This window comes from uncultured Reyranella sp. (assembly GCF_945957355.1).
In the GTDB taxonomy this organism is placed as follows: domain Bacteria; phylum Pseudomonadota; class Alphaproteobacteria; order Reyranellales; family Reyranellaceae; genus Reyranella.
This window is the reverse complement of record NZ_CAMFKM010000017.1, coordinates 46,085-63,081: the sequence shown is the minus strand read 5'-3', so window position 1 is coordinate 63,081 and position 16,997 is coordinate 46,085. Positions and strand designations below refer to the sequence as shown.

Genomic DNA, 16,997 nt, shown 5'->3' with positions numbered 1-16,997 from the left:
CGGCACCTCCAGTTCACGTATTCGCCAGTCGATTTTTCGGTTGTAAGTATCCGGATCGACGCTCGCAACGAGACAGGAGTGCTACCCGTGGCCGCCATCGGCTCTGACGGAAAATCAACGCCGGCCGCGGTTCGCGCCGGCAAAATCGGCCGTTACCTGCGCAGTCCCTCGACCCGCATGGCCGCCTTCGGCGGACTTTTAACATACTTGAGCTATGCGTATGCGCACAGCAGTTGGGCTAACCCCACGCTGATCTGCGTGTCAATCTTCGTCGGGGTATTCCTGCCGAGCTACGCCAAGCTGAGCAACAAGGCTGAACTGTGGGCGAACAACCAGTTCGGTTTCGTCACGGCCGGTCGGCTTGGGCGGTTCATCCCACAGTTGGCGTTCAACCTGGTGATGTTCTGGCTGATGTTATGGGGGGGTGCGCTCAACCAACTCGGAATGGCGTCCGTCGGCGGCATAGCCGGGGCTGCGCTCGTCACCACACTGGCGTCGCAAGGAACGCAGTACCTCGGCGGCTTTCTGGTGGCGAGGGGGGTGGGCGACGCCAATCGCAACACGCTGGTCGGCATCCTCGTCAATGTGACGCTGGCGGCGCTGGGCACGGCGGGTGTGCCGGGCGCACGGGAGGGCTTCCTTCTCCTGGGCTTTGGCCTGGGCGGGACGCTGTTCCTGGTCGGTCTGCTGTCGGACCTGCGCTCCGTCGCGGCCCCCAAGGGCGGGATCGGCCTGTATTTCGGCACATTCAACCCGTTTCACAACACCCACCTCTCCATCATCCAGGCGGCGATCGACGAGCGCGGCCTCGACAAGGTCATCATCCATCCGGTGCTGGTTCCCAAGCTGCACGTGGATGCCTTCCGCAAGGGCGAGCTGCGGGTCGGCCACTTGAAGGACGGGTTCCAGGTCTACGAGAAGACCGACAAGGCCGATTCGAACGTCGACTACTTCCCGACCGGCAACGTCTTCCTGCCGCCGGAAACGCGCGTCGCGCTGATCGAACTGGCGCTGGCCGAAGCCGGCATGGCCGACAAGGTCGAGGTCGCCGTCTACGCAGAGACCTACTACGCCAAGGGGTTCCAAGGCGTGATCGCCGAGATCAAGCGGCGTCATCCGGCGGTGCGGCTTCACACGCTCCACGGCACGGATTTCGGCGGCATGCTGGTCCGCCAGATCTGCGACGAATGCGGCTGGATCTACCCTTGGTGCATCCTGCGCCGCGACAAGATCTCCGCCACCGCGATCCGGCGAGGCGCGAAGGGCATGACACCGCCGGTCGTCACCGACGTGCTCGCACAGATTTCACAGAATCTTCCGATCGTTTCGGCCGGAGGGCGGCGATTTCGGAATGACAACGGCGTTTTGACTGAAGGGGACTGAGATGACTGAACAGGAGACGGCGGGTCCAAGCAACCGGCCCGAGATCACGATCAAGCTCGCATCGACATCGGACGAGATGATGCAGTGCTTCATGCTGCGCGCGGCCGTGTTCATGGGCGAGCAGGAGTGCCCATACTGGGAGGAATATGACGGCAACGACTACACGGCCAGCCACCTGATCCTTTACGTCGATGGTGAACCGGCCGCATCCATTCGCGTGCGCTGGTTCGCGGGCTTCGCCAAGCTGGAGCGGGCCATCATCCTGAAGCGCTACCGGTCGTACGGCCTCTTCCTGCCGTTCGTGCGCTGGGCCAAGGAATTCTGCCGCAAGAAGGGCTATCCCAAGGCCTACCTGCACGGCCAGAAGCGCCTGTGGCCGATCTTCGAGAAGGACGGCTTCCGCAAGGTCGATGACAAGGTCTTCCACTTCTCCGATCATGAGTACGGCGCGTTCGCCTGCGATCTCGAGGTCGGCGCAGACGCCCCGACCGTGCTGACCGACCCGATGGTACTGAACCGTCCGGAGGACAAGCTCGACATGCCGGGAATCCTGGAAGAATCGATGGAACGGGGAGCGTCCTGTCCGCATGCGGAATGGACCGAACGGCGCGCGAGCTGAGGGGAGTAGGAGACATGAGCACCAACACACGTTCGATCGGCGGTCAGGCCGTCACCATCAAGCTGGCCATGAAGATGGAAGACTCCCTTCAGGCCTTCGCGGTTCGCGCCGCCTGCTTCATCGGCGAGCAGGATGTGCCCTACTCCGAGGAGTTCGATGGCCATGACTTCGGCGCCACCCACATCATCGCCTACCTGGGTGATGAGCCGGCGGGCGCGGTTCGCCTGCGGTGGTTCCAGTCATTCGCCATGCCGGAGCGGCTGGCGGTGATGAAGCGCTTCCGCGGCAACGACATCGGCCAGCTCCTCATCGATCGCTGCGCCAGGATCGCCGAGAGTCGCGGGTGCCGGATGCTCTACACGCAAGCCCTGCCGCAGGACATCAAGTACTGGGAACGGCACGGCTGGCGCCGTCTCGAAGCCGACGATACCGGCAAGGGCCCCAAGCGCGTGGTGGCAATGGTCCGGCCCGTTGACCTGAGCAAGCCATTGCCCGAGGCCGAGGCACCGGATTCGGTGACCCTGCGCAAGGAACCGCAGATCGACCCGTCGGGTCTGCCGGTCGGCGATCGCACCTGAAGCGGGCGCCCCTCCTACGGAGGTCGGAAGAACCTCGTGCTGGATTGCCCTCGCTTGGCATCGCTTTTGCGGTACGCTGGGGTAACCGGCGGCCAGCCGGGTGGGGAGGGGCGTTCCACGCGTAAGCGTCAGGGCGGATAGAACATGACGGATGTATTCGAGATCATCGTCGAACCGAATATTCGGCGGCGGCGCGGTCACGCGCCGCTTTCCGAGAAGAAGCGGGCAGCGGCATTGTTCAGGGTGTGGCATGGCGTGCGGGAGATGATCGAGGAGGCCGAGCGTCTGGGCGACGGCGAACTCGTGCACTTCCTGGCGGTATCCCAGCTCCTGGTCGAGGAGCGTGTCACGACGCTGACCAGCGGCGTGCCGGCCTTCGCGCTGGCCGACACCTCGTTGCCCAACTAGGCTGTTACGGGACGCCGGGGAGGTCGTGACGCCGGTCGCGATCCGGCGGCGTCTCGCCAACTTCCACCGTGACGGTGAGCCCGGCAACGAGGCGGACACCCGCCGGTACCTGCGATATGCGAACGCGGACAGGTACCCGCTGGGCGAGGCGAACCCAGGTGAAGATCGGGTTGACGATGGCAAGGCCGAGTTGATCGGGCCGTGCATTCGCGACGTTGATCCCTCGTGCGACGCTTTCGACGTGGCCGAGCATGAGCTCGTCGTAGCCCATCAGCTTCATGCGAACCGGCGCGCCTTCCCGGATCCGGGCAAGCTGCGGCTCTTCGAAATAGGCGTCGACCCAGAAGGAATGGGCATCGACGACCGACACGACGTTGACTCCGGTGTTGGCATAGTCGCCGAGCTGGACGAGCAGGTTGGTGACCCACCCGTCGACAGGCGACCGGATCTGCGTGCGTTCCAGGTTGACCCTTGCCTGGTTCAGATTGGCGATGGCCTGCTGGTACTGAGCCTGGTTCGCCAGGGCGCGAGTCGCGAAGGTCTGCTGCTCCTCCTTGGAAACGGCCTCGGCGCTGAGCCGCGCGCGCCGATCGGACTGGATGTTGGCGTTCTGCGCATTGACCTCTGCCTGCTTCACAGCGGCCTCGGCCAATTCGACCGCGATCCGGTAATTCGTCGGATCGATGGAGACCAGCACGTCGCCCTTGCGCACGAACTGGTTGTCCCGCGCGGCAACATCGACGATCTGTCCGGGAACCTGGGGGGCCATTGTCACGACGTAGCTGCGGACCACGCCGTCCCGCGTCCAGGGCGTGCCCATGTACTCTCGCCACATGGCCCAGGACAGGGCGATCGCGGCTGCCACGAAGGCGAGAGTCGCGCCGATGCGAAGGAACTGCGTCACGCGTGTCGGCATCATGCCACCCGCACCAGCGGAGCGCCCAGGACCATGAGCGACAGGATGATCAGGAAGAGCGAGAGGGCGAACAGGGAGGGATGCCAGACGTGGCGCAAGAGGCCGCTCAGCATCAGCAGTCGGCGCACCAGAAGCGTCACCAGCCACGCGCCGAGCATCATGACCGAGATCGGTGCGACGTAGACTCCGAAGAGGTTCATTTCACTGAATGTCATGTCAGGGATCCTCCGGAAAAGTACGCAGCGTGTTGCGCCAGACCGTCGTCGATCAGTTGCAGCAGTCCGCGTGCTCGGGTGACGGACGCACGTCGAAGCATTGGGGGCGGATCGCCGAGCGCTCTCTCGAACTGCACGAGCCGGTCGCGCGCGACGGTGACGTCACCGTGCGCGAGAAGGGACAAGACGGCTTCCAGCTGGGGCCGCAAGGAGGCCGGCAGGGACACGTGGCGCATGCGGATCACGGCGAGGCCCAGGGAGAGGGAGGCCAGGATTTCCGAGCGCTGCTGGGGCGTCGCGGAATCGGGAATGACGGCAATCCGGTCGTACATCAGCGTCTCCCAGTCGCGGCAGGACGGGGTCGAACGCGTGCGACACAGCGAACGAAAATCGCGGAGCGTCAGTCGGAGAAGTCTGCGTGTCCGAACGGCCGGCGAAACCGGGGGCAGGATCAGGTAGGACATTGCGCCGATGCAGCAGCCCACCACGACCGCCATCGCGGCGTTGTAGAACTGCACCGTGTCGTAGGACATCTGGTTTTCTGGATTCAGAAGCGGCACGAAGAGCGTGGCCATCGCGCCGAACATGGCCGGCTTCAGGGGCAGGTAGCTGAGCGCACCCGCGGGAACGAGATAGAGTCCGAGCACGAGGCTCAATCCGACGAAGCTGTGGACCCCTGGGAGTACGGCAAAAGCGATCAAGGCTGCGAATCCGGCGGCCAGTGCGGTTCCAAGCGCCCAGCCCGACACGCGTGTGAAACCTTCGTCGCCGCTGGCCGCGAAGATGACCGTCGCGAGGGTCGCCCAGACCATGGCCGTGGATCCATTGGGCCATGCCGTGACGATCCAGAGGGCTGCCGCAACCAGGACGACGGCGAAAGCCCGTATGGCGGCGACCAGGCCCGGCAGGATGTCCAGCGAGGGCGATCGGCGGGCGCGGACCGCAGTGCGGGGCACCCGTCCCTCCTGCAGCAGGGCGAGTCCCTCGAACGCGCGGCCGAAGCCTGCCATGAGTCTGACGGTCTCGTCGGCGAGCAGCCGGAAGGAGGGCGTATCGGCGGGCTCGCGGATCAACCTGCGCATGGTCGCGGCGCAGGTGCTGCCGGGAAGCATGGCGGGCGCGGCGTACGCCGGCGTGAGTCGAGGCGTTTCGGGGGTGAGCTGGGGCGCCAGCTCGACGAGTCGTCCGGCGTCCCGGCCGGCGTGTCCGACCGGAAGCGCCGCGAGCCGGATCGAGATGATGCGCCAGCTGATCAGCGCCTGAAGCAACCCGTCGAGCGCCGCGCGCAGGAGCGGCGCGTTGTAGCGGACTTGCCACGACTCGCCGACCGCTTCGTCGATCTGCGCGTTCAGGCCGATGACCTTGCGCGCCAGATCGCGCCGGATCGCCTGCGAGTCGGGCTGGATGTCACCGGCATGGGCGAGCATGCTCGACATGTGGCGCCGGATCTCGACCGCGATACCCGATATCTGCTCCTGCAGCCGGCGCGGTGCCTCCCCGATATGGGTGGTCGCCAGAACGACGCTGGCGGCAACGACGCCTATGCAGATTTCCGTGGCCCGGCTGACCGCCAGCATGAAGGCCTGGCCGTCCGGCCCGCCGACGGCACCCAGCTCGCCGCCCGCGACGATCGCCGCCGTTGCGCCGACGAGGGCCGCGGAGAGGGCCGAGGCGTTGCCGAGCTGGGCCGCGATGAAGGCCGATGCGCCACACAGTAGGGCCAGTCCGAACAGGAAAGCAGCTCGTTCCTGGGGAACCGCGGCCGACAGCAGGACGATGGCCGAGGCGCCGCCCACGGTCCCCAATATGCGAAACCAGCCATTGCGCAGGGACGCACCGAGCCGAGGCTGGCAGACCAGAGCCGCCGTGGTCCCGGCCCAGGACGCATTGTCGAGTTCCAGCCAGAAGGCGACGAACAGCGCGAGACAGACGGCGACCCAGAGGCGGAAGCCGAAAAGAAGCGGGGCACCAGAAGCGCGAAGAGCCTGCGGGACGAGGGTGAGCGTCATCGGATCAGCGAAGCCGGGGCTGTGTCACGGTCGCCTGCAGCATCGTCGACGCGACAGTAGACGGCCAAGACTACGAAGGTTGTCTCCGGCTGCTTCTTCGTCTGGTCTCCCTATACCTTCGTATAGGCATGCGCGAACCGGCTATTTGTGCCGCGGATCGAGCGCGTCGCGCAGGCCGTCGCCCAGCAGGTTGAACGACAGGACCGCGAAGAAGATCGCGAAGCCCGGCCAGAAGGCCATCCATGGCGCCTGGGCGATGAAGCGCTGGGCGGAGTTCAGCATGCTGCCCCACGACGGCGCCGGAGGTTGCTGGCCGAGGCCGAGGAACGAGAGGGCGGCCTCGGCGATAATCGCGCCGGCGATGGCCAGCGAAGCCTGCACGAGCAGGGGCGGCACGATATTGGGCAGGACGTGGCGCAACGCGATGCGCCAGTGCGGATTGCCGACCGCGCGCGCGGCTTCGACATAGTCCTCGACCTTGGCGGCGATGGTCTGGCCGCGGGTCAGCCGGATAAACACCGGCGTGGCGGTGACGCCGATGGCGATCATCGCGTTGGTCAGGCTCGGCCCGAGGAAGGCGGCCAGCGCGATTGCCAGGATCAGGAACGGAATGGCGAGCATCGCGTCGACGACGCGGGAAAGGACGGCGTCGATCCAGCCGCCGGCATAGCCCGCCAGCAGGCCGAGCGGCACGCCGATGCCAAGCGCGATACCAACGGAGACGAGACCAGCGCTGAGCGAAGCGCGGGCCCCCCAGATGATGCGGGCCAGCACGTCGCGGCCGACCTCGTCGGTGCCCAGCCAGTGCGCCCATGACGGCGGCTTGCGTACCTGCGTGAAACTGGTGGCGATGGGATCATAGGGCGAGATCAGCGGTGCGAGGATCGCGACCACGATGAACAGGACCACGACCACCAGCCCGAACATGGCGCCTTTGCGCCGCTTCAGTCGACGCCAGGCGCGCGCCCATGGGTTCTCCTCGCGGGCATCGGAAGCGGGGGCGGGCGGGGCGACGGCTGCGGCGGTCATCGAGGTCACCCCCGCAGCCGTGGATTGACGAGCACGTAGGCCACGTCGGCCAGCAGGTTCAGGACGATGTAGGTCGTGGCCGTCACCAGTACGACGCCCTGGACGACCGCATAGTCGCGGTTGAAGACCGAATCGACGATCAGTTTGCCGAAGCCGGGAATGGTGAATATCTGCTCGGTCAGCACGGCGCCCGACAGCAGCGTGCCGAACTCGAGGGCGCCCAGGGTGATCACCGGGGTCATGGCATTGCGCAACGCGTGCTTCAGCACCACGCGCCTCTCGTAAAGGCCTTTGGCGCGAGCGGTCCGCACGTAATCCGCGCCCATCGCCTGCAGCATGGCGCTGCGCGTGTGACGCATCAGAACGGCGGCGATGGCGTTGCCCAGCACGAAGGCCGGCATGACGGTGGTGGCAAGGCTGGCGCGCCAATCCTCCCCCAGCCGGACGTAGCCCGAGGCCGGCAGCCAGCCAAGCGTCACCGAGAACAGGAAGATCATCAGGATGCCCAGCCAGAAATTGGGCGTGCTGAGACCCCACAAGGCAAAAATGTTGGCGCCATAGTCCCAGGCGGTGTCCTTCTTCACCGCCGATATGATGCCGGCCGGAATGCCGATGCCCAGCGCCACGATCAGCGCCATGGCGGCGAGCTGCAGGGTCACCGGCAGCTTCTCGGCGACCAGCGACGATACCGAACTCTTGAGCCGCATCGACTCACCCAGGTTCCCGGAGAGTACGCCCTTCATCCAGTAGAAGTACTGGACCGGGATCGGCTCGTTCAGGCGATACTGCTCGCGGATTTCCTCGAGCACCTTCGGGTCGCGTTCCTCTCCCGCCATGATCAGCGCCGGGTCACCCGGCAGGAGCTGCTGCAGGCCGAAGATCAGCATCGACACCAGGATGAGCGTCGGGATGATCTGCAGCAGGCGCTGGGAGAGGAAGGTCAACAAGGGTCGATCTTACTTCAGCTTGACGCCGACGACGCGGATCAGCCCGTCGGGCATCTGCTTGTAGCCGTCGACCTTATCGGAGAGGGCCACCAGCACGCGGCGATGGTACAGGTACTTGATCGAGCCCTCGGGCAGGTACTTGGCGGTGATCTTCTCGTAGATCTTCTTGCGTTCCGCCGGGTCGCTCTTGATGCGCGCCTCGTTGTGCCAGGCGTCGACCTCCTTGTCGCAATAGCCGGAATTGTTCTGCGGCTGGCCGCAGACGTGGAAGATGTAGGAGTTTCCGTCGGGGTCGCTGCGGCCCGACCATCCAATGAGATAGAGCTGGTAGTCACCGCTCTCGGACTGCTTCAGCGAGGTCGCAAACTCGGTGACGCGGATCTTGAGGTCGAACCCGGTCTCCGCGACCATCGACTGCAGCACCTCGGCGACCTGCCGGGTCTCGGGATTGTTGGGCACCATGAAGTCGAGCGACATGCGGCCCGTGACACCGGCCTCCTTCAGCAGTGCCTTCGCCCTGGCGACGTCACGCTTCGGCACCGGGAATGCCTGCTGGTAGTAGGGGTTCGTCGGGTTGATCCACTGGTTGCCGACCACGAACTCGCCGTTGAAGACGACCTGGTTCAGCGCCTCGCGATCGATCGACAGCTCGAAGGCCTGGCGGACCCGGGCGTCCTTCGCGAGCGGCGTGTCGGCCTTCGGGCCGTTGGACAGGTTGATGGTGAGCCCCTGGTAGCCGAGCTCGACTGCCGTCACGAGCTTGAGCTTCGGACTGTCGCGCACTGTCTTGATGTCGGTGGCCAGCACGCGCTCGATCATGTCGAGGCTGCCGGAGCGCAGGTTGGCCAGGCGTACGGTCGAGTCGGTGATCGGCAAATAGGTGATCTTGTCGATGAAGACCTGGTCCTTGTTCCAGTAGTCGGCGAACTTCTCGACCACGATGCGATCCTGCTGGACCCTCTCGACGAACTTGTATGGACCGGCGCAGACCGGCTTCAGCCCGAACTTGTCGCCGGCCGCTTCCGCGGCCTTGGGCGAGACCATCATGCCCGCGCGGTCGGTGAGCTGCGCCAGCAGGGGCGAGAAGGGCTCCTTGAGGTTGAGTTTGACGGTCGTCTGATCGACGACCTCGATGGAAGTGACGGAGGCCAGTTCGGGCCTGCGGAACGAGCCCTTCATGTTGAGGTGGCGTTCCAGGCTGTACTTCGCGGCGGCGGCGTCGAACGGCTCGCCGTCATGGAACTTCACGCCGGGCCGCAGCTTGATCGTAACCGTCTTGCCATCGGCCGAGGTCTCGTGGCCGAGCGCGAGCTGCGGCACGATCGCCAGCTTTTCGTCGATGTCGAAGAGCTTGTCGCAGATCGAGGAGAAGACGATGCGACCGACATAGGTGCGGGCCAGGGTCGGATCGAGCACGTCCGGATCCTCGGCGAGACCGACGCGCAGGTTGGTCTGGGCGGCTGCGCCCGACAAAGCGAGGCCCATGAATGTGGCGGCCAGCGTCAGGCGATGAAAGGTCTTCTTCATGTTGCCTCCGTTTGAGTGGTGACGAACGCCGCCTGCAGGCGGGCCAGTCGCATGCGGTCTTCGTTGTTGCCCGTTCCCTCGGCGAGCGGGGGCGCGGGAGGAAGGTCGGGCCACCACGGACAGGCGGTGGCGTGACCTGCGCCGTCATCGGCGAGTTCCGGCACATCGATCCTGCAGGACTCGCGGGCAAAGATGCAGCGCGTATGGAAGCGGCAGCCCGGCGGCGGATCCATCGCGCTCGGAATGTCACCTTCGAGGAGCGCGCGCTCGCGCATCACGGTCGGATCCGGCTGCGGGACGGCCGAGAGCAGCGCGCGTGTGTAGGGGTGGCGCGGGCTGCGGAAGAGCTCGTCCGTCGTCGCGGTTTCGACGATCTTGCCGAGATACATGACGGCGATGCGGTCCGCGATATGCTTCACGACCGCCAGATCGTGGCTGATGAAGACGTAGGCCAGGCCGAAGCGCGCCTGCAGTGAGCGCATGAGATTGACGACTTGCGCCTGGATCGAGACGTCGAGTGCCGAAACCGGCTCGTCGGCCACGATGAGCTTGGGCTCGACGGCCAGCGCACGGGCGATCGCCAGCCGCTGGCGCTGGCCGCCGGAGAATTCGTGCGGGTAGCGGCGGGCGTGCTCGGGCCTGAGCCCGACCAGTTCCAGCAGCTCTCCAACCCGCGCGCGGCGCGCCGACTCCGACGTGGCGAGCCCATGCAGCATCAACGGCTCGCCCAGCATCGCTCCCACGGTCATGCGTGGATTGAGCGAGGCATAGGGGTCCTGGAAGATCACCTGCATGTGCCGCCGCTGCGCCCGCATGCGCGCGTCTGTCAGTCGGAGAAGATCTTCGCCCTCGAAGCGAACGCTGCCGCCCGTCGGTTCGAGCAGCCGCAGCACCAGGCGGCCAACCGTCGACTTGCCGCAGCCCGATTCACCCACGATCGCCAGCGTCTCGCCCGCGTCGACATGGAAGTCGACGCCATCGACGGCGCGGACATGACCGGACACGAGTCCGAAGGCGCCGGTCTTCACCGGGAAGTGCTTCTGAAGTCCGCGGACCTCGAGCAGGGCGCCGGTCATGTCAGGACCCGTGAGAGTGGGGCGCGACGGCAGCGCGAGAGGTGTCCCGGTGCGACTTCCACGAGCGCGGGCGGAGCGGCGATGCACTCGGGTTCGACGAACGGGCAGCGGGCGGCGAACCGGCAGCCGGGAGGCGGCCTGGTCATGTCGGGAACGCGGCCCTCGATCGAGGGAAGCCGCTCGCGCTTCTCGTCGAGGCGCGGGATCGAGCCCAGCAGTCCGACCGTATAGGGATGCTCCGGTCGCGCGAAGAGATCGCGCACGGCCGCGCGTTCGACGATCTGGCCCGCGTACATCACGGCCACGTCGTCGGCCATTTCCGCCACTACGCCGAGATCGTGGGTGATCAGGATGATCGCGGTCCCGGTATCGCGGCGCAGGCCGCGCATCAGGTCGAGGATCTGCGCCTGGATCGTGACGTCGAGCGCCGTCGTCGGCTCGTCGGCGATCAGGAGCTGCGGGCCGCAGGCCAGCGCCATGGCGATCATGGCGCGCTGGCGCATGCCGCCGGAAAGCTTGTGCGGATAGTCGTCGATGCGCTTCTCGGGCGAAGGAATGCGCACCAGCTTCAGCACCTCGATGGCGCGTGCGCGGGCGGCCGCCTTGTCGAGGTCCTGATGCCGCTGGATCGCCTCGATGATCTGGTCGCCGATCGTGTAGGAGGGATTGAGCGAGGTCATCGGCTCCTGGAAGATCATCGCGAGCCGCGCGCCGCGCAGGTCGCGGATCAGATGCGCATCGAGGGTCAGCAGATCGCGTCCCTCGAACACGACCTGGCCCCCGACCTTCGAATTCTCCGGCGGCAACAGACCCATGATCGCGAGCGACGTGACGCTCTTGCCGCAGCCCGACTCGCCCACCAGACCGAGGGTCCGGCCCCGGCCCAGAGCCAGATCGATGCCGTCGACGGCGTGGACCACGCCATCGTCGGTGGCGAAGTCCACCCTCAGTCCGCGCAGTTCGAGGAGCGCGTCACTCATCGGCAGGAGGGCGCCAGGACCGTCGAGGCTCGTTCATCGGCCCGCCGCATAGCCCTGCATGCCGCGCGGATTGGCGGCCGCCTTGCGCCACGGATCGTCGCGCGTCGCGGCGGTGAGGCGGCCTTCGGACCATTCGTCGTTCACCTCGACCTCGTGGCCGCGTTTCTTCAACTCGGCGACGGTGTCCTTGGGAATGCGGCCTTCCAGCACCAGCACGCCGGGACGCGCGGTGCGCGGCCAGAAGGAGGAGGGGAAGTGCTCGCTGTGCCAGGCCGGCGCATCGATCGCCTCCTGCAGGTTCATGCCGCAATGGACGTGGCGCAGGAAATGCTGCGTGACCCACTGGTCCTGCTGGTCGCCGCCAGGGGAACCCCAGACCATGTACGGCTTGTCGTCGCGGTGGGCGAGGGTGGGCGTGAGCGTGCTGCGCGGCCGCTTACCCGGCGCCAGCGAACCCGGAAGCCCTTCCTCCAGCCAGAACATCTGGCCGCGCGTGCCAAGCGGAAAGCCGATCTCGGGAATGACCGGCGAGCTCTGCAGCCAGCCGCCCGAGGGGGTGGCCGAGATCATGTTGCCGTCCTTGTCGATGATGTCGAAATGCACGGTATCGCCGTTGGTCTGGCCGACGCGACCCACCGTGGGTTCGCCCGCGCCGCTCGACGCAACGCCGAGCCTCACCCCGTCGGCGCGGCGCAGTTTCACCATGCCGCCATAGCCGTCGACCTTGCCGGGACGCTGCTCCATCGAGGCGGAGGCCGGATCGACCAGCGCGCGGCGATCGGCGTTGTAGGCGTCCGACAGCAGGGTCTGCATCGGCACGTCGACGAAGGCCGGATCGCCGTAGAAGGCCTCGCGATCGGCATAGGCCAGCTTCAGGCATTCGACCTGCAGGTGGATGAAGTCGGGACTGGTCGGATCCATGCCGTCGAGGTCGAAGCCTTTGAGTAGCGCAAGTTGCTGCAGGACTACCGGGCCCTGCGTCCAGGTGTGCGCCTTGCAAACCGTGTACCGACCGTAGTCGTAGGTGAGCGGCGCCTCGACCGTCGCCTGCCATCCCGCCATGTCCTGGCCGGTCAGCACGCCCCGGTTGGGTTTGCCGGAGACATCCATGACGTCTTCAGTGCGGCAGAATTTGTCGATCGCCTCGGCAACGAAGCCCTGGTTCCAGGTCCTTCGCGCGCGCTCGATCTCGGCTTCGCGTCCACCGCCGCCCGCTTCGGCTTCCTTCAGGATGCGGGCATACGTATTGCCCAGGGTGACGTTGCGGAAGAGGGTCTCGGGCTTCGGAACATCGCCGCCCGGCAGGAACACGGCGGCCGACGTTTTCCAATGGGTACGGAACTGTTCGGCGACGGTGGCGATGGTCGCGCTCGCGCGTTCGACGAGGGGATGGCCGTTCAGCCAGTAGCCGATGGCGGGCGCCAGCACGTCGGCCAAGCGCATCGTTCCGTAGTCACGCAGGATCAGCATATAGGCATCGAACGTGCCTGGGATGCAGGCCGGCAGGAGGCCGGTGCCGGGGATGAGGTCGAGGCCCAGCCCCTTGTAATGAGCGATGGTGGCGCCCGCCGGCATCGGCCCCTGGCCGCACACGACCTCGGTCTTGCCGCGGCGCACATCGTGCAGGATCAGCGGCGCATCGCCGCCGGGACCGCAGAGATGCGGCTCGACGACCTGCAGGGTGAAGGCGGTGGCGACGGCGGCGTCGAAGGCATTGCCGCCCCGTTCGAGGATGCCCATGCCGACGGCGGTCGCGATCCAGTGCGTTGAGGTGACGACGCCGAACGTGCCGACGATCTCGGGCCGCGTGGTGAAGGGATTGGGATTGATACGCTTCACGGTCATCTCCTCGGGCAGGCGGCGCGGAGAGACCTTAAAGCCCGTGGGCCCTAGCCGCTAGAGGCACCCGGATCGGGAAGGTGCATCCAGTCAGGGATTTCCGGCACGATGCGCGTCGCACCTGCCATCAGCGCGGTACCGTCAGCGCGCGCCGCGTCGAGCCGCAGCATCGCCAAAGCGCGATCCCCCGTGCCGGAGCGCACCTCGCCGACTTCCTCGCCGTCGCGATGGACCGGCGTCCCGGGTTCCGGCAGCGGACCCTCGAGCTTCACGGGAAAAAGGCGCTTCCTGATCAGGGCGCGGTACTTGGTGCGCGCCGTCAGCTCCTGGCCCATGTAGCAGCCCTTTTTCCAATCCACGCCGTTCAGCTCGTCGAAGCCGTTCTCGAGCAGCAGCGCCTTCTCGACCTGAAGATCGCGGCTTCCGTCGGGCACGCCAAGCGGCAGGCGCAGCGCGTCGTAGGCGGCCAGGGACGCTTCGGTGAAGCCGCGGGCCGACAGGAGCGCCGCGGCCTGTCCGGCTGGAGCGATGACGCGGACGCCAAGCCTCGACAGTCGGGGATCGGCGAATGAGACAGCTCCCTCGATGCCGAATGCGCTCGACGTGTCGTCGCCGAATGCCACTGCGACTTCGAGCGTGGCTCCCAGATCCTCGACGTCGACCTTGGAGCGCAGCGTGTACATCTTGAGTTTCTTCGCGAGCGTCGGCGCCCGCTCGCGTTCGGTCTCAACGAAGAACGTGTCGCCGCCGGCATCGGCCACGAACATGTCGTTGAGGAATCTCCCCTGCGGCGTGAGCAGCGCCGCCCAGATCGCGTGGTCCGGAGCCACCTTCCTCGTGTCGTTGGAGATCAGACCCTGCAGGAACTCGACGCGGTCAGCTCCCGCGACGGAGATCACACTGCGATGGGGCTGGAGGCTGAAAAAGGACGGCATGCCGTAGAGTTGGGGGCCGCTTCGATGCTTGGCAAGCATCTCATGGCCACAGACGCAATGTGGATAATCCCGGCCGGAGCGAAACCTGTCAGCGATATGCGTGCTCTCGCCGTCGAACGTCTTCCAGAAAGTCCTGCCGCGCAGTTGCGGCGCGATGGCTCGGCCAACTGAAGAGGCTGCAATCCACGCCGAGATCGCTCAACCGGGCAATTGTCTCGTCGCGAAGCGCAGGGTCCGCCAGCCCGTCACGCCCGGCGTCCTCCGACGGGCGCATGTGGCTGTCCTGGCCGTTGCGGGTGCCGTCGAGCGAATTGCCGAGCTTGCCCTCGATGGCGCGCATATGTTCCTTCCGCACCAGCCGTACCGCGGCAGGCAACATCGGCCAGTCTCGGTGTGTACCGCAGAAATGGTCGAGCAGGTGCGTTGCCGTTTCGACCGGCCGGTCGATCAGGTTTTCGTAGGGGATCAGCTTCACCAGGCCGGGATACCGCTCAGCCTGGAACTGATAGGAGATGAACTGGCGAGCGTACGAGACCAGCGCCGCGTCGAGCAGGTATTCCCGGAAGGACATATCGGCGACCGGGCGACCCCGAAGCAAATGGTATGCCGGACTGACATGTGCCTGGCAGTAGCGGAAATAAGAGAAAGCCTGATCGACCGGGTTACGGTAGACGAGGGCGATAGGGGCTCCGCGCCCCTTGCTCGCCGCGCGGTCCATGGCCGTCACCCTGACCGGAGCATAGGCGTAGTTCGCCAGATCCACGGGCGTGTGCCGATAGCTCGTCTCCTCGTGGAAGCAATCGTAGCCGGGCACGTGGAACGAAGTGCGCCGCCACCAATGCTTTGCCGAAACCACGTCGTGGAAGCCGGGGCACACCGTATGACCGATGAACATATGTTCGTCCGGCAAGGTCCCGGCCACTCGGAACAGCGGCCCGCCTCTGAAGCGAGTGAAGTCGAAGGTCGCCCCATGGGGATTGCCGATGACTTCGCCCGTCAAGAGATCGTCGAGGCGGCCACCTTGTTCGAGATGGCATACGAATGAGAAAAGATAGCGCAGGAACCAGGTGCCCGAGCGCGGCACGGTCGACAGGACGGGGAGGCGATAAGTTCCAAACATGCAAACCGGTACGCAGGTAGCGCCCCTAATCTCCCCGTAATTTGTACGACAATTAACTTTACCAGTATTGAAGCGTTCTTGTTCGCCTTTTTTTGCATGACGTCCTAGTAGCGACGCAAGTTTCGATGCACGCATTCGTAAGGGTTTCGTCTGCTGAAGAGATGAACATTATTTTTGCAGTGGGTATTCGCTGTTGCCCTTGGAGCGCCCTGTTCTCGGCCTGACGCCGGCGGTTGGCTGCAATGCGGACAGCGAAACGGGCCCCCCGGCGAGACTGTTTGAGCCTTGGCGGTCTTGCTACAGAGCTGCTTCGATTTGATAGGGAGTTTCCATGACTTTCCGCGCGCTTGTCTTGACTCAGGGTGCCGACCGAAAGGTCAGCGGCGCCATCGAAACGCTGCCCGAGGACAAGCTGCCGGCGGGCGACGTCGTCGTGGCGATCGATTATTCGACCCTGAACTACAAGGACGGTCTGGTGCTCACCACCGGTGGTGGATTGGTCAAAACCTGGCCCCATGTCGGTGGCATTGACTTTGCCGGCACGGTCGAAAGCTCCGGGAATGCCGCGTTCAAGGCGGGCGACAAGGTCGTGTTGAATGGCTATCGCGTGGGAGAGCTTCATTGGGGCGGCTACGCCACCAGGGCGCGCGTGAAAGGTGACTGGCTCGTCAAGTTGCCGGCTTCCCTCTCGACCCGGCATGCGATGGCGATCGGCACGGCGGGCTACACATCGATGCTCTGCGTAATGGCCCTCGAGAAGCACGGCATTGATCCGGCAAAGGGCGAGATCCTGGTCACGGGAGCAGCCGGCGGGGTCGGCTCGGTAGCCGTCGCGATCCTGGCGAAACTCGGCTACGCGGTGGTGGCGGCAACCGGCCGGCCACAGGAAGGCGAATACCTCAAGTCGCTCGGTGCCACGACGATCATGGACCGCAAGGAACTGACCGAAGCGCCCGACCGGCCGCTGCTCGGCGAGCGCTTCGCCGGCGTCGTCGATACCGTGTCCGGCGTGATGTTTGCCCGGGCGCTGGCGCAGGTGAAGTATGGCGGTGCGGCGGCGGTCTGCGGTCTCGCAGCCGGACCGTCGTTCCCGGGTTCGATCCTGCCGTTCATCCTGCGCGGTATAACCGTCTACGGCATCGACTCCGTGATGCTGCCGAAGGCGCCCCGCGAGGAAGCGTGGCGCCGTCTCGGGGACGACCTGCCGCTCGACAAGCTCGAGAGCACCGTGAGCGAGGCGGGCCTCGACGATCTGATGGCTCTGGCCCCCAGGATCCTCAAGGGGGAGGTCCGCGGTCGCATTGTCGTCGACGTGAACAGATGATGGTGCCACGTCAATTCCGCCCGCCTGAAGCGGGCGCCAGGCGCATGGCGTTCGGCCTGGGTCGTCGCTAGAACAGTCCCTCGACCAGCCGC

General features: G+C 65.8%; 16 protein-coding genes. 5 read left to right on the top strand and 11 right to left on the bottom strand.

From position 1 onward, the window contains the following. Positions 1 to 87: 87 nt before the first annotated feature. The 4 genes from Q0Q48_RS23345 to Q0Q48_RS23330 all read left to right on the top strand — a co-directional run bounded on the left by Q0Q48_RS23345 (position 88) and on the right by Q0Q48_RS23330 (position 2,988). On the top strand, positions 88 to 1,383 hold the full coding sequence (locus Q0Q48_RS23345) for a hypothetical protein (RefSeq protein ID WP_295143402.1): 1,296 nt from the start codon (positions 88 to 90) through the stop codon (positions 1,381 to 1,383). Position 1,384: 1 nt separating this feature from the next. Continuing rightward, positions 1,385 to 2,002 carry a GNAT family N-acetyltransferase gene (locus tag Q0Q48_RS23340; RefSeq protein ID WP_295143400.1) on the top strand — a complete coding sequence of 206 codons (618 nt, stop codon included), beginning with the start codon at positions 1,385 to 1,387 and terminating at the stop codon, positions 2,000 to 2,002. 14 nt (positions 2,003 to 2,016) lie between these two features. Continuing rightward, positions 2,017 to 2,580 carry a GNAT family N-acetyltransferase gene (locus tag Q0Q48_RS23335; RefSeq protein WP_295143397.1) on the top strand — a complete coding sequence of 188 codons (564 nt, stop codon included), beginning with the start codon at positions 2,017 to 2,019 and terminating at the stop codon, positions 2,578 to 2,580. Positions 2,581 to 2,724: 144 nt separating this feature from the next. Beyond that, positions 2,725 to 2,988, top strand: a complete 264-nt coding sequence (locus Q0Q48_RS23330; protein ID WP_295143394.1) for a hypothetical protein — start codon at positions 2,725 to 2,727, stop codon at positions 2,986 to 2,988. 4 nt (positions 2,989 to 2,992) lie between these two features. On the opposite strand, the gene Q0Q48_RS23325 is transcribed toward Q0Q48_RS23330, so the two are convergent. From Q0Q48_RS23325 to Q0Q48_RS23275, 11 genes are all read right to left on the bottom strand, one after another. Next, on the bottom strand, positions 2,993 to 3,907 hold the full coding sequence (locus Q0Q48_RS23325) for an HlyD family secretion protein (protein WP_295143391.1): 915 nt from the start codon (positions 3,905 to 3,907) through the stop codon (positions 2,993 to 2,995). Then, positions 3,904 to 4,119 carry a DUF1656 domain-containing protein gene (locus tag Q0Q48_RS23320; RefSeq protein ID WP_295143388.1) on the bottom strand — a complete coding sequence of 72 codons (216 nt, stop codon included), beginning with the start codon at positions 4,117 to 4,119 and terminating at the stop codon, positions 3,904 to 3,906. The genes Q0Q48_RS23325 and Q0Q48_RS23320 overlap by 4 nt, the downstream gene beginning before the upstream one ends. Beyond that, complete coding sequence (locus Q0Q48_RS23315) at positions 4,116 to 6,128, bottom strand: FUSC family protein (RefSeq protein WP_295143385.1); 2,013 nt, start codon at positions 6,126 to 6,128, stop codon at positions 4,116 to 4,118. Before Q0Q48_RS23315 ends, Q0Q48_RS23320 begins: the two co-directional genes overlap by 4 nt. A 141-nt stretch (positions 6,129 to 6,269) precedes the next feature. Further along, complete coding sequence (locus Q0Q48_RS23310) at positions 6,270 to 7,157, bottom strand: ABC transporter permease (RefSeq protein WP_295143382.1); 888 nt, start codon at positions 7,155 to 7,157, stop codon at positions 6,270 to 6,272. Positions 7,158 to 7,162: 5 nt separating this feature from the next. Then, positions 7,163 to 8,104: an ABC transporter permease gene (locus Q0Q48_RS23305; RefSeq protein ID WP_295143379.1), complete on the bottom strand. Its 942-nt coding sequence runs from the start codon at positions 8,102 to 8,104 to the stop codon at positions 7,163 to 7,165. A 9-nt stretch (positions 8,105 to 8,113) separates the two neighbouring features. After that, complete coding sequence (locus tag Q0Q48_RS23300; RefSeq protein WP_295143377.1) at positions 8,114 to 9,631, bottom strand: ABC transporter substrate-binding protein; 1,518 nt, start codon at positions 9,629 to 9,631, stop codon at positions 8,114 to 8,116. Next, complete coding sequence (locus Q0Q48_RS23295) at positions 9,628 to 10,707, bottom strand: ABC transporter ATP-binding protein (RefSeq protein ID WP_295143374.1); 1,080 nt, start codon at positions 10,705 to 10,707, stop codon at positions 9,628 to 9,630. The genes Q0Q48_RS23300 and Q0Q48_RS23295 overlap by 4 nt, the downstream gene beginning before the upstream one ends. Then, positions 10,704 to 11,687 (bottom strand): ABC transporter ATP-binding protein, encoded by a 984-nt coding sequence (locus Q0Q48_RS23290; protein WP_295143371.1) that lies wholly within the window; start codon positions 11,685 to 11,687, stop codon positions 10,704 to 10,706. The genes Q0Q48_RS23295 and Q0Q48_RS23290 overlap by 4 nt, the downstream gene beginning before the upstream one ends. Positions 11,688 to 11,720: 33 nt before the next feature. Next, the gene (locus Q0Q48_RS23285) at positions 11,721 to 13,532 is read right to left on the bottom strand and encodes a gamma-glutamyltransferase family protein (RefSeq protein ID WP_295143368.1); all 1,812 of its coding nucleotides are present in this window, start codon (positions 13,530 to 13,532) and stop codon (positions 11,721 to 11,723) included. A 44-nt stretch (positions 13,533 to 13,576) separates the two neighbouring features. After that, complete coding sequence (locus tag Q0Q48_RS23280) at positions 13,577 to 14,461, bottom strand: folate-binding protein (RefSeq protein WP_295143365.1); 885 nt, start codon at positions 14,459 to 14,461, stop codon at positions 13,577 to 13,579. 88 nt (positions 14,462 to 14,549) lie between these two features. Further along, positions 14,550 to 15,581, bottom strand: coding sequence for a hypothetical protein (locus tag Q0Q48_RS23275; RefSeq protein WP_295143362.1), 1,032 nt, complete (start codon positions 15,579 to 15,581; stop codon positions 14,550 to 14,552). 331 nt (positions 15,582 to 15,912) lie between these two features. Here Q0Q48_RS23275 and Q0Q48_RS23270 point away from each other — a divergent pair, with 331 nt between their 5' ends. Next, positions 15,913 to 16,905 (top strand): MDR family oxidoreductase, encoded by a 993-nt coding sequence (locus Q0Q48_RS23270; protein WP_295143358.1) that lies wholly within the window; start codon positions 15,913 to 15,915, stop codon positions 16,903 to 16,905. Positions 16,906 to 16,997: the final 92 nt, after the last annotated feature.

What these genes read in the sequence shown, in the direction of transcription:
- Q0Q48_RS23340 (WP_295143400.1), top strand. Translation starts at nt 1,385, where the DNA reads ATGACTGAACAGGAGACGGCGGGTCCAAGCAACCGGCCCGAGATCACG.
- Q0Q48_RS23335 (WP_295143397.1), top strand. Translation starts at nt 2,017, where the DNA reads ATGAGCACCAACACACGTTCGATCGGCGGTCAGGCCGTCACCATCAAG.
- Q0Q48_RS23330 (WP_295143394.1), top strand. Translation starts at nt 2,725, where the DNA reads ATGACGGATGTATTCGAGATCATCGTCGAACCGAATATTCGGCGGCGG.
- Q0Q48_RS23325 (WP_295143391.1), bottom strand. Translation starts at nt 3,907, where the DNA reads ATGATGCCGACACGCGTGACGCAGTTCCTTCGCATCGGCGCGACTCTC.
- Q0Q48_RS23320 (WP_295143388.1), bottom strand. Translation starts at nt 4,119, where the DNA reads ATGACATTCAGTGAAATGAACCTCTTCGGAGTCTACGTCGCACCGATC.
- Q0Q48_RS23315 (WP_295143385.1), bottom strand. Translation starts at nt 6,128, where the DNA reads ATGACGCTCACCCTCGTCCCGCAGGCTCTTCGCGCTTCTGGTGCCCCG.
- Q0Q48_RS23310 (WP_295143382.1), bottom strand. Translation starts at nt 7,157, where the DNA reads ATGACCGCCGCAGCCGTCGCCCCGCCCGCCCCCGCTTCCGATGCCCGC.
- Q0Q48_RS23300 (WP_295143377.1), bottom strand. Translation starts at nt 9,631, where the DNA reads ATGAAGAAGACCTTTCATCGCCTGACGCTGGCCGCCACATTCATGGGC.
- Q0Q48_RS23295 (WP_295143374.1), bottom strand. Translation starts at nt 10,707, where the DNA reads ATGACCGGCGCCCTGCTCGAGGTCCGCGGACTTCAGAAGCACTTCCCG.
- Q0Q48_RS23290 (WP_295143371.1), bottom strand. Translation starts at nt 11,687, where the DNA reads ATGAGTGACGCGCTCCTCGAACTGCGCGGACTGAGGGTGGACTTCGCC.
- Q0Q48_RS23285 (WP_295143368.1), bottom strand. Translation starts at nt 13,532, where the DNA reads ATGACCGTGAAGCGTATCAATCCCAATCCCTTCACCACGCGGCCCGAG.
- Q0Q48_RS23280 (WP_295143365.1), bottom strand. Translation starts at nt 14,461, where the DNA reads ATGCCGTCCTTTTTCAGCCTCCAGCCCCATCGCAGTGTGATCTCCGTC.
- Q0Q48_RS23275 (WP_295143362.1), bottom strand. Translation starts at nt 15,581, where the DNA reads ATGTTTGGAACTTATCGCCTCCCCGTCCTGTCGACCGTGCCGCGCTCG.
- Q0Q48_RS23270 (WP_295143358.1), top strand. Translation starts at nt 15,913, where the DNA reads ATGACTTTCCGCGCGCTTGTCTTGACTCAGGGTGCCGACCGAAAGGTC.